This window comes from Cerasicoccus frondis, assembly GCA_031296915.1.
Lineage (GTDB): Bacteria > Verrucomicrobiota > Verrucomicrobiia > Opitutales > Cerasicoccaceae > Cerasicoccus > Cerasicoccus frondis.
This window is the reverse complement of sequence record JAVDPC010000003.1, coordinates 55,194-70,277: the sequence shown is the minus strand read 5'-3', so window position 1 is coordinate 70,277 and position 15,084 is coordinate 55,194. Positions and strand designations below refer to the sequence as shown.

Sequence of the window (15,084 nt, the reverse complement as noted above, 5' to 3'; positions counted from 1 at the left end):
TTAAACCATGTGGCGAACTACCATCTCGATTTTTATCGCCCTGTTATTGATCCCCGGAATGCTCTCGGCTCAAGAGCAGCCTCGCAAGCGCAAGCCGAACACCAGCATCGAAGAAATCCTGATCGATTACGGGCGCACCAAGCAGCGCGCGGAAGAAGCAGTGCTCCAGCAGGCTCGCAACAAAGCGTTTGATGGGGATTACGAGCTGAAATACATCAATCTGGGCAACAAGGATGAAGAACAATACTGCATCATAAAAATCAAACATGATGTCTACCGCCCCTCCAATCGAAAGCCGCTGGAAGAAGCAACCGTTGGTTACGGGCGCACCATCGCCATGGCTGAAATCGATGCGCGCTACAAAGCTGAGCGTATGATCAACGAACGCCTGAACTCCGCCAAGGAGCGTGCAGCACGCGCAGCGCTGATGGAAGAAGCGGCCAAAAAACGTGAAAGCGCCGCAATCGGAGAAGCCGTGATTCTAGACAAAGACGACGATACCTCGTACATTCTCAAAGGCATCCGTTTCACAGGACAGACTGACGACTACGTCTGCTACATCAATTTCGAATACCTAGTGCTCAAGTAGCCAAGGTCATTCATTTGGACTAAAACCACTTGGAGGCTCGCCCTCGAAAAAGACATCACGGTTGGGCCTCGAACCTGGGCTATGAATGTCCAGCATAACGAGCGCTTCCTCCTGAGTCACGAAACCGTGCTTCACGCCTGGAGGCAGTCGCAAAAAATCACCAGCATGAAGCCTGTGCTCAACGCCATCGAGCAAGGCAATCCCCTGCCCGGCCAATACGTAGTAAATCTCTTCTGCCTTGCGATGATGGCTGATCGCAGTTGTCGAGCCCGGCTCAATCGTCACCCGGTAAGCTGTCATCTGTATTTCGTCCGCTTCGGCGATGAGCGTCTCCAGCACATAGGGGCCCAGTCGCTGAACCTTATCTTGATCACCAGTAGACTGGTGGAGGATGCGGGGATTATCCATGCCGCGAGACTGCCAGTCCTAGCTGCCCGCGCAAAGTTAAAAAAAAGGCGAATGCCGCCAGAAGCAGCATTCGCCCAAGTAAATGGATTTGGAAGCGATTAAGCCGGAGCGCCCGACGTCTTGTCCGAGTCGGATTCCTTAGTTGCACGCTTGCTGCCTGCCTCCCACTCGTAAGTAGGTTTAGCATATTCGTGCTCAGTCACATGCTTGCGGTCCCCCTTGTGCCAAGCGAAGAAGACCGGGCTCGCAATGAAGATCGACGAGAACGTGCCCGTCAGAATGCCGATCAGGAAGACGAGTGCAAAGTCAGTCACCACGCCAACGCCAAAGATAAACAACGCGAGCGCTGCGACAAAGGTCGTCAAACTCGTCAACAAGGTGCGGCTCAGCGTGCGGCTGATCGCGAGGTTGACCACGTCAAACAACTTCATCGCGGGGTTAAGCTCCAACTCTTCACGAATACGGTCGAACACAACGATGGTGTCATTGATCGAATAACCAACGATCATCAAAATCGCAGCCACCATCGGCGCAGTAAATTGCCCGCTGCCAATGCCAAAGAACTGCCCCAAGATCACAAAGAGCCCGATCGACATCAGCACGTCGTGAATCGTCGCAACCACTGCACCGACACCATAACCGATTTCGAAACGCAGCGCCACATAGAGCAGGATGCCGATCAGCGCAAAGATGATGGACTCAATCGCATTGAAAACAATCTGATCGCTGACCGAGGCGCCAATGACATTTTCCGACACCTTCACCAGTCCAGAATCGGGGAATGTGGCGATCAAGGCTTCCACGACCTGATCTGTGCGACCCTCAGCGTCATCAACCTGAATGCGCAAGCGCTCGATGCCCTGTCCGATCTCTGATTGGAACACTGGAATGACTTCGCCCAGGCCCTTGTCATCAGCCATCGCCACGATGTCCGTAATGGCAAGGTTGTCACGGGCGGAAGGATCAAACTCGAAGACAACCTCGGCGCCGCCGCGGAAGTCGATGCCCATGATGTGGTCCTTCGCAATGAACACCGAAACCACTCCCGCCAGCACCAGCGCCCAAGAGCAAACGAATGCCGGAGCACGCTTGCCAAGGAAGTTGATAGACGACGTGCCCAGACTTTTCTGGATACTGAAGTTGGGGATCACCTTCTTGGCGATGCCGCCGTGGACAATGATTTCCAACAAAGCGCGACTGATGATCAGCGCGGCGAAAACGGACGAACCAATACCGATGGCCAGCGTCAAACCAAAGCCCTTGACCGGCCCTACGCCGAGCAGGAACAAGATGAGCGCAGTGATCATCGTCGTCACGTTCGCGTCCACAATCGTCGAAAGCGCCTTGTCGTAACCAGTTTTGAGCGCAGTCTTGATGTTTTTGCCGACTGCTAACTCTTCCCGGATACGTTCGAAAATCAGAATATTCGCGTCCACGGCCATACCCATGGTGAGCACGAGAGCCGCGATACCCGGCAGGGAAAGCGTCGCTCCAGCCCCAGCAAGCGCACCGAGCACAATGATCAAACTGAGCAGCACAGACAGCACCGCCACGATCCCAGAGAAGAGATAGTACAGCACCATGAAGGCAACCACCGCAATGGCGCCATACATCGCCGCGCTAATGGAGGCATCTTGTGCGTCCTTCGCTAGGCTCGGCCCGATTTCCTGCATTTGGTCAACCTTCAGGTCGAATTCAAGCGGGTTGTTGAGCGCGCTGACGAGTTGGACGACTTCGTCCTGAGAGTAATTACCGGTGATCTGACCGTTGCGGCTAATGGTGCTTTGCACGGTGGCGGCAGACTCGAGTTCACCGTCGAGCACAACGACCAACAGCTCATTGGTGCGGGTGCTGGCGTTTTCGTCAACGATGCGCTGGGTGAGCTTGCGCATCGTCTCGGCGCCTTCAGAAGTCGTGGTGAAGCCAACCTTGGGCGAACCGGTGCTCATGTCGATGTAAGCTTCGTCGATGATGTCGCCGTGAGCCTCAGGAATCTTCTTCACCCAATGCTTGGTAACGAGGGTTTCGCCATCCTTACTGGTGTTCTCATCAGCCATCACTTCATACATGGCGGTCGGACCGTCTGGATTGCCCGGATTAAGCGGCAAGCTCTTCAGGGTCCCAATGGCCTCATCACGCGGCTGCAGGTAGCGGTGCGTGGTGCGGAAGTCCAAACGCGCAGCTTGCACTAGGTTCACCACGAGCTCGGGATTCTGGCGCAAGTCGACGCCAGGCAACTGAACTTCGATGCGATTCGGCGGCAACGGGCGAATGACCGGCTCGGCAACGCCGAGCGCATTAATGCGGCCATCGATGATTTCAACGGCCTTTTCCAGACGCGTATTCGAGGCGTTGGGGTCGGCAGACTCGTCAATGCTCAAGACAAGCGATACGCCACCGGCGAGATCAAGACCGCGGTGCAGCTTACCCCGCGACTCCTGATATAGGTAGTCAGCGATGATCTTATTGCTGCGCTGTAGATTCGGCTCTTTCACCATCTTAACGTAGGGGAAGAACTCGTCATGCAGGTTGATCTGTTGCTCATTGGCCGTGTCACGCAAGGCGGCGACAAAGGCATAGTTTTCCGTCACCTTGCTGTCTGCTTCGGCAACCAGCTTGTCGAACTCAGCCTTGTTCGTGACCGGCTCCGCGATGATAAAATCGCGGAAATTCGTGTCATTGATCGGGAACAGGCTAAGCACCGCCCAAGCCATGATGACAGCGGTGAGGATCAGTTTCCAAATGATGGAATTTTTCATGGGTTTAATTAGACCGTTTTTTGTTGGTCAAATTTCGGGGATCGTTGTTCGCCGAAAAAACTACTTCTTTTCCTCAGTTTTTTCGGGCTCACCCTTCTTCTTCACAACACTCTGGACGAAGGGCTTGGAAATTTCGATTTTAGTGTTCTCTGCAATCTTGACGACAAAACGGTCGCTCTTGACGTTGACCACGGTGCCGTAGAGGCCGCCTTTGGTCATGATTTCGTCGCCGTTCTTGAGCTCCGAGACCAGCTTATCGTGCTGTTTCTGCATCTTGCGTTGTGGCGCAATGAGCAGGAACCAGAAGCCCGCAACAAACAGGATGGGGATCAGCCAGCTCATGCCGTTGCCGCCTGGGGCGCCTTCGGCCTGCGCGAGAATAGAAAGAATCGATGCAAAAATGGGTGTTTCGAGCATGTTTAATTACGGGAAATCGGGCACACAAACGGATGGGGAGCCGGAAAGCAAGCGTGAATCAGCCCCAATTACCCCGGTTTCCAACACGAGCTGAAAGAACAAGCTCTGCCCCCTGGAACTCAGCGACTTCGTTCGAAGCCATTCTGCCCCATCACTACGGCAAGCTCCATCTGCCAGCGGGCCAAGGCCTTATCCACCGCTTCCTGCACTGAAGCTATCGGAATCTGCCCTGACAATTTCGGCGATAAATAAATTTTCTGTCCCGCCACGGTGCCGTTTTCCAGAAAATCAATCCCCCCCTGCCCGAAGTAAATCGCCTGTCCAAACTTATTGTAGACGCCCATCACGACCGACGCGGTGTCCACCTGTAACGAATCTCCTAGATTTCGAGCGCCGTTTACGTGAAACTCCCGACGAACGCCTCCCCAACTCGCGCCATCGTAGGGCCGTTTGATCACCAAAGATTGCTCCAATACCTGTGGAGCGGCCAACACATCGACGGCTTGCTCGTCTCGCAATTGCCAAATCAAGTCATTCACGCCCTGCGCCATCTCTTTGGGGCTTGAAGACTGAATCCGCCGACGCAACGCGCCACCGTTGGCGTCAAGCGCCTGTTCAACCTGGTGCGCCGTCATGACCTGATAGCCCTGCGCAATCAACGCCTGCTCAGTCGCTTCGTTGACCATCGGATGGAGGAAAGCATACTGCTCAGGGAGGTAGCTCAGCACATCGGCCGGTAAGACCGCCACCTGCCCATTGAACTCATCTCCGAACGGTTGAGCTGGGCTTGAACTGGTGGCAGGGGCCGAACTCTCACAGCCTGCAAAAAACAAAACCATCAACGCCCAGGCGCCGACAACGAGATTTTTTATCATGCCAACAGTCCATTGTAATACAGAGGCTCGCGCAAACCTATTCGTATACCCTGAATAAGCCCCGGTTAAATCACTCCTTGCCCCCAGACAGTGTTTTTCCGCGCATTGTTTAGCGACGAGTTAGCGCCATTTCAGTTTTAATTGTCGGTTCAAGGTGCTGCATTCATTATCATCCCCCCCCGTGAGCAGAGCATTCAAACGGAATATGCTCTTAGGCTGCATATTCAGACGCCCCTCCCCTCTGGACTGCATGGAAAGATGGCCCTGAAGGAATATTCCCTAATTCTGCGTTTTTTGCTTTAATCAATCGTATACAAGACAAAGTATGAAGCCTCTCTCCTTTTCTCTACGCCTATTTCTTCAAGCATGACGATCGCCGCCTCCGACGATAGCCAGCCCTCCCATTCATCCGCGGAGTCCTTGTCCTTAACAGGTCGCGCTTTAGACAGTGCAATCTACTGCCGCTACGCGAAGGCTGATCGGCGGCTAATCATCACTGCCGTTATCCTGGTCGGCGTAGTCAACTTCGCCTTCATAGTCGAGGAAGCTGGGGTTCCTCATGGATCGATGGACAGTGGTCGCGTTGTGCTTATGCGCGCCTTACTCCTCGCACTGTCATTGGCTTTCGCCAGTTGGATTCCATTTATCCGATCCACCCCCATGCTGCAAAAGTTGCTTCTCGGCTGGCAGCTTATCACCAGCGCATTCTTTGTCTGGACGGACCATTTGCTACCTGTAACGGCCCACCAGAACTCGCTGGCCGATCTCGCGTATCTCATCGCAATCTTTATATTCATGCCCAACCGGTTGGTTTACCAGATGATTTCAGGCGTATTTTTCGCCGGACTTCACATCTGGATGCTTCACCTGCATAGCGGTTTCACTGACGTCTGGTGGGAAGCAGCGCTCATTTTTCCCATCACGGTGATTTGTGGCCTATACGTCAACTGGCGCATCCATCAAACACGCATTGCCGAATTCCAACAATGGCAAAGCGAGCACCTTGCGCGCGTAAAACTGCAAGACGCCTTAAATAAAATCGAAACGCTACGCGGCTTGCTCCCCATCTGCTCGTATTGCAAAAAAGTTCGCGATGACAAAGGGTACTGGCATGAAGTCGAATCCTACATTCGCGCTCACTCCCCTGCGGAGTTCAGCCACAGCCTTTGCCCGGAATGTGGCCAAGAGCACTACCCTGGCATTCTCGGGCCCGATGATTTCGGCGACTGCCCTCAACAGAATTAGCGAACCGGCATCAATAGATTTTCCTGCTTTCGCCTTTGACGAATCCACCGGAAACCCACACGTTAGCGCGACTCCATGCCTGCTTCCAAAAAGTCTGATTGGTCTCCACAAAAATCCGCCGAATACTATGGCCTGCCCCGTTGGGGCCAGGGGCACTTCTCTGCGGATGACACTGGCTGCCTCTGCGTGCAACCGCTCGGTGAAGACGGCCCCAGCATTCGCCTGGCCGATGTCCTCGCCGAAGCCGAAGCCGAGTATGGTCTGCGCCCGCCGCTGACCATCCGCGTACAGGACCTGCTTCGCCGTCGTGTCGAAATGCTCAACGAGGCTTTTCGCCGCGCCATCGAAGAAGAAGGCTACAGCGGCAACTACCGCGGCGTCTTCCCGATCAAAGTCAACCAACTGCGCGAAGTCGTCGAAGAAATCCTCGACGCTGGCCGTGATTACGACTTCGGACTCGAAGCTGGCTCCAGGCCCGAGCTGCTCATCGCCCTGTCCCAACTGGATCGCAAGGGCGACCTACTCGTCTGCAACGGCTACAAGGACGAAGACTACATCCGCGCCGCCCTGCTCGGCGTCCGCCTAGGGCGCGAGGTCATCCTCGTCGTGGAACAATTTTCTGAAGTCGACGCCATCATCAAAGTTTCACGGGAGATGGGCGTCAGCCCGCTGATCGGATTCCGCGTCAAGTTGTCCATTGCCGGAGAAGGCAAATGGGCGACCTCCTCGGGCGACAACGCCAAGTTCGGTCTGACGCCAGCGGAAATCGTCGCCGCCGCCAAGAAAGTCAAACGCGCCAAGCTGGGCCATTGCCTGCGTCTGGTTCATTTTCACATCGGCTCACAGGTGCCGAATATTCTGACCATCAAAAAGGCTGTTCGCGAAGCCGCGCGCTTCTATTGCGAAATCCGCGAAATGGGCTTCGACCTGAAATATCTCGACGTGGGCGGCGGTCTCGGCATCGACTATGATGGCTCGCGCACCAACTTCGAAAGCTCCATGAATTACTCCATGGGCGAATACGCGCGCGACGTGGTGTTTAACATCAAAAGCGTCTGCGAACAAGCTGGCCACCCAATGCCGGACATCATTTCCGAGAGCGGACGCGCGCTCGTGGCGCCGCACTCCATCCTCGTCGTCGAGGCCGTGGACCGCATCATCAAAATCCCGGAAATTGAAGACAAGAAGAACGGCGGCAAAAAGCAACCGCTGCTCGCTGATCTTCAATACATCTTAGAGAATAAAGATGGCCACGGCCCGCAGGAGCGCTTTCACGACGCACAACAGAAAAAGGACGAAGCCGCCAATCTCTTTTCCCTCGGCTACCTGGACCTGCCCACCCGCGCCAAGGCTGATACGCTATACTGGCAAATCTGCGCCGACATTCACGCCAAGCTTCGCACCGATGGCTACATCCCCGAAGACCTTGAAAACCTGGGCGCACTCCTCGCTGAGCAGTATGTTTGCAATTTCTCCGTCTTCCAAAGCCTCTTGGATCACTGGGCGCTCGATCAACTATTCCCCATCGCTCCGCTACAACGGCTGGATGAAGAGCCAACGATCGAAGCCACGCTGGTCGACATTACCTGCGACAGCGACGGCAAGGTCTCGGACTTTGTGGACCTGGAAGACGTGCGGCACAGCCTGCGCCTGCATCCGCTGAACAAAAAGCCTTACTACCTCGGCTTCTTTCTCGTCGGCGCTTACCAGGACATCATGGGCGACCTGCACAACCTGTTTGGGCGCGTCAACGAAATCCACGTGTTCCTTGAGGATGACGAAGAAGATGGCTTCTACATCGAGGAAACCATTAAGGGTTTTTCCACTGACGAGGTGCTGAATTTCATCCAATATAAGGGCGCCGATCTGACTCGCGCCATGAAAAAGCAAATCGACGCCGCCACCCGCGCCGACGTCGTCAAGCCCCGTGAAGGCGTTCGCCTGCTGAGCCTCTACACCGATATGCTCAACCAGAAAACCTACCTCACGCCAGGCAGCAAACCGGCCAAAAAAGCCGCCAAGAAACGTTAAGCGGCGCAAGCCTTCGCTTAAATCAAAGCAAAGCCCAAAAAAGCGCCAGAGGTTCTCCCTCTGACGCTCGAAAATAAAAATCCCTGCCCCACCGCTTTGCCGCCCTGCGGCAAACTATGGGTGCAGCGGCACGCTGCCTGCCTGCGCTTAGAGCTTTGAGCCCTTGGCGTCAGTGCCGCAGAGCGAGACTTCCATGCCCATTTGCTTGGCCAGCTCGGCCTTGGCGTAGAGACAGTTGTCGGCCTGCTTCGCGGACTCAGCGTAGGCTACGTTGATGTGGTTCGCCTTGTGGCGGGCCATCATCTGGTCGCGGCTGACACCGTAAGTCACTGCGTGCATGATCGGCCACTGCGGCGTGGTCTCGTCGAGGCGACGCTGAGTTTCGGCTTCCGGCAGCTCGATCACCTTCGCGCGACCGAGGTCCATCTTCAGCTTGCCTTCTTCAATGAAAATACGGCTCCAAACGATTTCACCTGGCTTGGCAATGCCGTGCAGCGTGCTGCCGCCGAGCGGGAAATACATGTCGGGCTGACGATACCCATGGCTGCCCTTCCAGCCGCCCACGTGGTGCTCCACCGGCGCGGAACCGCTAATCAGGAATACCCACACATATTCGTCGGTCGTGCCAGACTGATCCCAGTCTCCCCAACGCAAATCGTGCAGCGTGGTCTCGGTCGGCTGCTTGAACGCGGCGTGCACACGCTTGGTCATCAGCGCATCGAGGCCGCAGCATTCGTCGACTTCGTTAAAGTGCGGATAGGTTTCGCCGGCCTTGATGACCTCGCCCTTCGCATTCTTAACGGGCGGACGATCGGTGCTGTTGAGCATGCCTTCCACGAGGTCCGACGCCGGGCAAATATCTTTCAAGCCCTGTTGGTATTGGATGCCGATTGCGTCGCAGCCAAAGCGGTCGCCGATGCGGCACGCGGCAATGTACATTTTGCACTGCTCGAGCACCTGCTTCTTGGTGAGCTCCTTCTTGCCGTTCTTGCCAAAGTGGAACGTGAAACCGCGACCTTCGATGAACGCAAAGACCTCTTCAGCCTCCTTGTTGGTCACGGTCTGCATCTCGGCAAAGAGCGCGCTCTGGCTGAGCTGCTCCTTGTAAACGCCAGTCTGGAAGAGCAGCTCATCCGGGATCATGGCGTTATACATGCCCATGCAATACTCGTCGAAGACACCCATGATGGCCTTGTTCGTATCGAGATCCTTGGCGATCTTTTCGGCAATCTTCTTGGCGCGAGCAGGCGTCGTGCGGCCAGTGTATTTCTTCACGTGCGCCGTCGGGTGCTTGACCACACCGGTCTTCAGCCAGCCAGCGAGGTTCTTTTGGAACGCCTTGTCATCGCTGAAGCCCTCGCTCCACAGCGTGGAATATTCCACGCCCGCCTTGGTCAGCGAGCCATTGAGGTTGAGCATGCCCACGAGGCCCGGCCAGGTGCCGCTCCAGTTGGCCACGGTCAAAATCGGGCCCTGGTGCGAGATCAAGCCCGCGAGCAGGTGGTGCGAATACTGCCAAACCGCTTCAGCCACGATGAGCGGCGCCTTGCGGTCGATCTTGGCAAAAATATCCATACCCTGCCGCTGACTTTGAATAAATCCGTGCTTTTCTTCAGGATTATATTCGTGCGCGCGCTTGATTTTGCCACCCAGCGACTCCACAACGGCCGCCAGCTCCTTTTCCATTTTATCCTGCTCTTCCCAGCAATTCTGGTTGGCAGATAAGCGAAGGTCGCCGTTCGCGACCAAATAGACAGTCTTTTTCTTGGGCATAAGTTTTCGGGTTTTATTGGTTATTCAAACAACGTTTCCGCCAGCAAAGCAGAATCACTTAAAATTGCAAAAAAAATCCATGCGACAACCGCCCACAATGCCTGTCTAAAACAAGGATATTCTTGATCTTTATCGTGGCCCTGGCCCCCGCCTTGGCTATCGTTCCCCTAACCTGCAACCCATGCCCGACGACATCCGCGCCGAAGAAGATGCCTGGATCCGAGCCGCCCAAGCCGGCGATGCGGACGCCTTTGGCCATCTCTTCCGCCGCTACCACGAGCGCACCGTCCGCACACATTTAGCAATGATGGGCAGCGAGGCCGAGGCCCGCGAAGTCGCCCAGCAAGCCTGGATCAAAGCGTGGCAAAAAATCGACCGCTACAATTTCGAATCCTCCTTCAGCACTTGGCTGCACCGCATCGGCGTGAACACCGCACTCGACGCCATTCGCGCCCGCAAGCGCAACCACCAGCGCGGCGCCGCCATCGAGGAGATCGAGGAAAAGCCATCCCACGCCCCCACCCCGGCCAAGCAAACTCAGCTCAATGAACAATGGCGCGAGATGCTGGCCGCCCTCGACCAGCTCCCCGAAGACCAAAGAAGCGCGCTTGTTTTACGCGAGCTGAAGGGGTATAGTTATCAAGAAATCGCCGACGCCACTGGTGTGAAAACCGGCACCGTGATGTCCCGCCTACACGCCGCCCGCCAAAAACTCGCCACACTTTGGAGCTCAAACTCATGACCGCCCGCACCCTCATCACCACCCTCCTGCTGCTCGCCTTTGGCCTCGCGCCGACATTCGCCCAAGCGCAAAGCCCGACCAAGATCGAAGTCCTCCTCGTCATGGCGTCCAACTCCGGTCAAGGCGTCGACGCGCAGCTCAAGCCCTACGCTGGCAATTTGCAGCGGCTATTCCGTTTCAACACCTATCAGCTCAAAGACCGCAAGGTGCTCGACATGACTGCGCCCGGCGGCCGGAACACCAATCTTTACGGCGGCACCGATTTACAACTTGGCGCGGAAGCCGTCAGCGACGGCAAGCTCCCCATCAACCTCGACTGGCGTCGCGGCAAAGAAAAACTCCTGCGCACCATGGTCCGCCTCAACCCCAACACCCCCGCCATCCTCGGCGGCCCGCAGGACGCCAACAACACCGGCACATATCTGCTGATCGTGCGCTGGGTAAATTAGCTTTTCACCAACCGCCAACTCAGTCCGAAACGCTCCAGGTATTTCTTCAAACGGTTGGCGTCGTTCGCGCTCGCCTTCCGCAAACGCGACACCTGAAACAAGCGACGCCCCGCATCGGAAAGCGTCTCGCATTCGCGGCAGATCTTCACCGTCTCCCGCAAGCTGACTTGGTCAAATAAATCGATTTCCTCGAGTTGCTTCGCCGTCAGCAAACCAGCCAACGCATCGTCCGCCGCAGGCTCGGCGCGCCATTGTTCACGCAGGCGTTCGAGCTCACGCCCGACCACATCTTCATTGATGCGCCGCGAACCGGCCAACGTCGCCATACGCGTAATCGAGCTGGATAGATCCCGAAAATTGCCCGCCCACTTACCTTCACTGCTCTGAGCAAAATCCATATACACGCGATAGGCCTCCTTCTTAAAACGCACCTTCCGACCATGCTCCTCCTCAAAGCGACAACACTCAAACTCTACGTTCGGCTCCACGTCCTCACGCCGCTCCGCCAAGCCCGGCAGCGCGTAGGTCCACAAGTTGATACGCGCCAATAAGTCCGAGCGAAACGCCCCCTCCGCAACAGATTCGGAGAGATCACGATTCGTGCCGGCGATCAGTTGAAAGTCGCTCTCCACCTCCATATCCGCGCCCATCGGCTGAAAGCGCTTTTCCTCGATTGCATGCAGCAGCATGGCCTGCTCATCCAAGCCGAGCTCCCCAATCTCATCGAGAAACACAATGCCACCATCGGCCGACTTGAGCAGGCCTGCGCGCTCCACGTTCGCGCCAGTAAAGGCGCCCTTCGTGTGCCCAAACAAAGCCGCCATCGCGGCGTCGCCACGGAGCGTCCCGCAGTTCACAGAAACCAACTGCCCCTTCACCTGACGCCGCGCTCGCTTGAGCGCATAAATCCTCTTGGCGAGCTGTGTCTTACCTGAGCCCGTCGGGCCCATAATCAGGATGGGCGAACGCGAGTTGATGGCCACGCGCTCGATCTCTTCGATCATCGCATTGAACTTCGCGTTGCGCGTATTGATGCCCCCTTTCAGAAACGCCAGCCCTTCCTCTGCCTGTTGCTGAAAGCGCGCGGCTATCGAATCATAGCGCGACAGGTTGAGGTCAATAATCGAGTAGCTACCCGCTGCATCGGAGTCCCGCTTGGGCGGCGCCGTTTGCACCAAAGCGCCCGGCAAGTTGCGCGACTCCGCGAGCAGAAACCAGCAAATCTGCGCCACGTGCGTGCCCGTGGTCAGATGGATTAGGTAGCGCTCCGCATCGCTGTCGAACGCATATGCCTGACAGAAATCCAAGAGCTTTCCATACACCTCCTCGAAGTCCCAGGGGTCCTCCCAATCAATCACCGACAGCACAATCTCCGTCTCCGGCGAGATCTGCTGCACGTCCTTGGCCACGGACCCAGCGAGCTTCGTCGAGGCTGTCGTGTGGATCAGCTCCAAACGATCGATCATCAGATCGCTGTGCTGAAACAGCGATACCGTTGGCCGCCAGCGATTCCAACGCTGCCCATGCTTGGCGTTGTCCATCGACGTCCCCAGCAAACTGATAACCACGGTCTTCATGTCGCTAGAATGACCGCACAGGTCTAATCCTCAAGCGTAATTCTTATCTTGATAGATAATCGAATTCCAAATCCACCACACATCCAAATACCTCAAAAGTTAGCCTTTAATATTTTAATATTTTTCTTTTCATTGATTATGAATGACTAACAAAACCATCGACCACTCAAAAAACCGCTTTGGCACGCCGCCTGTTAAATAGTCTGCAATTGGCGAAACTCATTTTCGCATTCACGAACAACCACAACACAGGAGGCAATCATGGCTAACAAAACACTTTTCAAGACCAAGCGTGGACGCTGGCTGCAAGCAGCCAACACGACCAACGAAGCAGGCGGCGCAGCCTACAGCCTGGCGCCCAAGCACGAGCTCGCCCAATACGTGGTGACCGGCTGCCTGAACGGAACGTTCTACGCCGACGCCGAAGCCCAGCTCTCCCGCGTGGTTCAGCTGGCTCAAAAGGTCGACGCCAACTTCCTCGCCAAGCTCGCCGTTTATGCTCGCGCTACCGGCTACATGAAAGACATGCCCGCCCTGCTCCTGGCCGTCCTGACCAAAAAGGATATCGCGCTCTTCAAGGCCGCTGCCCCGCTGGTCATCGACAACGCCAAGATGCTGCGCAACTTCGTGCAGATCATGCGCAGCGGCGCCATCGGCCGCAAGTCTCTCGGCTCCGCGCCGAAGGGCTTTGTGAAGGATTGGCTGGCTATGCATTCGGATGAATCCATCTTCCGCGCCAACGTGGGTAACTCACCGTCGCTGGCGGACATCATCAAGATGGTTCACCCGACTCCGGATTCGCCGCAGCGCGAGGCGCTCTACGCTTACCTAATCGGTAAGCCACACGACGCCAAACTCCTGCCGCCGCTCGTGCAGCAGTTCGAGGCCTTCAAGGCTGCCATGCTCCACCGAGCATCCGTTCTTTCCAAGTCGAATAAGCCCGCTTTTGAAGCGCCGGCCATGCCGGACGTGCCCTTTCAGATGCTGACCGCACTGCCGCTGACCGACCGTCAGTGGAAGCAAATTGCGGACAACGCTGGTTGGACCATGACCCGTATGAACCTCAACACCTTTATGCGACACGGCGTGTTTGAGAACCGCAAGGTGACTCAACGCATCGCCAAGCGTCTGGCAAATCCGCAGGAAGTGCGTAAGGCCAAGGTATTCCCATACCAGCTCCTGAACGCCTACCTGAACGTGAGCCCGGATGCGCCGCATGAGGTCCGCGAGGCCCTGCAGGACGCCATGGAAGTGGCGACCGAGAATGTGCCGTCCTTCGATTGCTCGGTGGTGGTTTGCCCGGATTCGTCCGGCTCCATGCAGTCGCCGGTTACCGGTGTCCGTCAAGGCGCTACGACCAGCGTGAACTGCGTGCAAGTTGCCGCCTTGATCGCATCCGTGATCCTGCGTCAAAACCGCAAGGCGCTCCTGTTGCCGTTCCACGACCGCGTGATCGACACCAAGCTCAACCCGCGTGACTCGGTGATGACCAACGCCAAGATTCTATCGAACCTCGGCTACGGCGGAACCAACTGCGCCCTGCCACTGCAACGCCTGAACAAACACCGCTACAGCGCCGACCTGGTGATCTATGTTTCCGACAACGAATCCTGGATCGACACGAAGCGCAAAAACACCTGGGGCTACAACGCCACCGCGACGCTCCAGGAGTGGGAAAAGTTCAAGCGCTACAACCCGAAGGCGCGCCTGGTCTGCATCGACCTGCAACCCTACGGAACCACACAGGCGCCGGAGCGCGACGACATCCTAAACATCGGAGGCTTCTCCGATCAGGTATTCAAGATCATCGAAGCCTTCGCCAAGGGACAACTCGACAACGGACATTGGATTCAGCGAATCGAGCAATCGGTTCAACTGGTTAAATGACAACTCAGCCGGGGCTGCACTTCCCCAGCCCCGGCTTTCCCCCTCGTTCTTTAAAATACATTTTTCTCAACTTTGATGCGAATGCACGAAGGACTACATCGCTATGAACGACGTGGACGTGGGTTCGAGTCCCACCCGCCCTACTCTTTGACCATGGCCGAGTGGCGAAACTGGTAGACGCACCGGACTCAGACTCCGGCGCCGCAAGGGCATGCAGGTTCAAGTCCTGCCTCGGCTACCAACATTGCTTAGATGGTGGAATGGCAGACACACTACCCTGAGGTGGTAGCGCCCGACCGGGCATGAGGGTTCGACTCCCTCTCTAAGCACCA

The 15,084-nt window shown here is 56.2% G+C and carries 12 protein-coding genes and 2 tRNA genes; 8 read left to right on the top strand and 6 right to left on the bottom strand.

Annotation, left to right across the window (positions count from 1 at the left end):
* Positions 1-7 precede the first annotated feature (7 nt).
* Positions 8-589: a hypothetical protein gene (locus RBB63_RS03060; protein ID WP_309380988.1), complete on the top strand. Its 582-nt coding sequence runs from the start codon at positions 8-10 to the stop codon at positions 587-589.
* Between the two features lie 6 nt (positions 590-595).
* On the opposite strand, the gene RBB63_RS03055 is transcribed toward RBB63_RS03060, so the two are convergent.
* The 4 genes from RBB63_RS03055 to RBB63_RS03040 form a co-directional block, all read right to left on the bottom strand.
* Positions 596-997, bottom strand: coding sequence for a cupin domain-containing protein (locus tag RBB63_RS03055; protein WP_309380986.1), 402 nt, complete (start codon positions 995-997; stop codon positions 596-598).
* A 98-nt stretch (positions 998-1,095) separates the two neighbouring features.
* Complete coding sequence (gene secD, locus RBB63_RS03050; RefSeq protein WP_309380984.1) at positions 1,096-3,756, bottom strand: protein translocase subunit SecD; 2,661 nt, start codon at positions 3,754-3,756, stop codon at positions 1,096-1,098.
* A 60-nt stretch (positions 3,757-3,816) separates the two neighbouring features.
* Positions 3,817-4,173, bottom strand: a complete 357-nt coding sequence (gene yajC / locus RBB63_RS03045; RefSeq protein ID WP_309380982.1) for a preprotein translocase subunit YajC — start codon at positions 4,171-4,173, stop codon at positions 3,817-3,819.
* 119 nt (positions 4,174-4,292) lie between these two features.
* The gene (locus RBB63_RS03040) at positions 4,293-5,048 is read right to left on the bottom strand and encodes a hypothetical protein (RefSeq protein ID WP_309380980.1); all 756 of its coding nucleotides are present in this window, start codon (positions 5,046-5,048) and stop codon (positions 4,293-4,295) included.
* Between the two features lie 366 nt (positions 5,049-5,414).
* On the opposite strand from RBB63_RS03040, the gene RBB63_RS03035 reads away from it, so the two are divergent.
* Positions 5,415-6,293 (top strand): hypothetical protein, encoded by an 879-nt coding sequence (locus RBB63_RS03035; RefSeq protein WP_309380978.1) that lies wholly within the window; start codon positions 5,415-5,417, stop codon positions 6,291-6,293.
* A 75-nt stretch (positions 6,294-6,368) separates the two neighbouring features.
* On the top strand, positions 6,369-8,324 hold the full coding sequence (gene speA, locus RBB63_RS03030; protein WP_309380976.1) for a biosynthetic arginine decarboxylase: 1,956 nt from the start codon (positions 6,369-6,371) through the stop codon (positions 8,322-8,324).
* 147 nt (positions 8,325-8,471) lie between these two features.
* Here speA and RBB63_RS03025 read toward each other — a convergent pair whose 3' ends face one another.
* Positions 8,472-10,097 carry a hypothetical protein gene (locus RBB63_RS03025; RefSeq protein ID WP_309380974.1) on the bottom strand — a complete coding sequence of 542 codons (1,626 nt, stop codon included), beginning with the start codon at positions 10,095-10,097 and terminating at the stop codon, positions 8,472-8,474.
* A 181-nt stretch (positions 10,098-10,278) separates the two neighbouring features.
* Between RBB63_RS03025 and RBB63_RS03020 the strand changes: the two genes are divergently transcribed.
* On the top strand, positions 10,279-10,839 hold the full coding sequence (locus RBB63_RS03020) for an RNA polymerase sigma factor (RefSeq protein WP_309380972.1): 561 nt from the start codon (positions 10,279-10,281) through the stop codon (positions 10,837-10,839).
* Complete coding sequence (locus tag RBB63_RS03015; RefSeq protein ID WP_309380970.1) at positions 10,836-11,288, top strand: hypothetical protein; 453 nt, start codon at positions 10,836-10,838, stop codon at positions 11,286-11,288. Before RBB63_RS03020 ends, RBB63_RS03015 begins: the two co-directional genes overlap by 4 nt.
* On the opposite strand, the gene rtcR is transcribed toward RBB63_RS03015, so the two are convergent.
* A complete protein-coding gene (gene rtcR / locus RBB63_RS03010; RefSeq protein ID WP_309380968.1) occupies positions 11,285-12,865 on the bottom strand; it encodes an RNA repair transcriptional activator RtcR in 1,581 nt (526 codons plus the stop codon). The two genes, RBB63_RS03015 and rtcR, sit on opposite strands and share 4 nt — an antisense overlap.
* Before the next feature lie 261 nt (positions 12,866-13,126).
* On the opposite strand from rtcR, the gene RBB63_RS03005 reads away from it, so the two are divergent.
* The 3 genes from RBB63_RS03005 to RBB63_RS02995 all read left to right on the top strand — a co-directional run bounded on the left by RBB63_RS03005 (position 13,127) and on the right by RBB63_RS02995 (position 15,084).
* The gene (locus RBB63_RS03005) at positions 13,127-14,752 is read left to right on the top strand and encodes a vWA domain-containing protein (protein WP_309380966.1); all 1,626 of its coding nucleotides are present in this window, start codon (positions 13,127-13,129) and stop codon (positions 14,750-14,752) included.
* A 155-nt stretch (positions 14,753-14,907) separates the two neighbouring features.
* A tRNA-Leu gene (locus tag RBB63_RS03000) sits at positions 14,908-14,993 on the top strand.
* Positions 14,994-14,998: 5 nt separating this feature from the next.
* Positions 14,999-15,084 (top strand) — tRNA-Leu (locus tag RBB63_RS02995).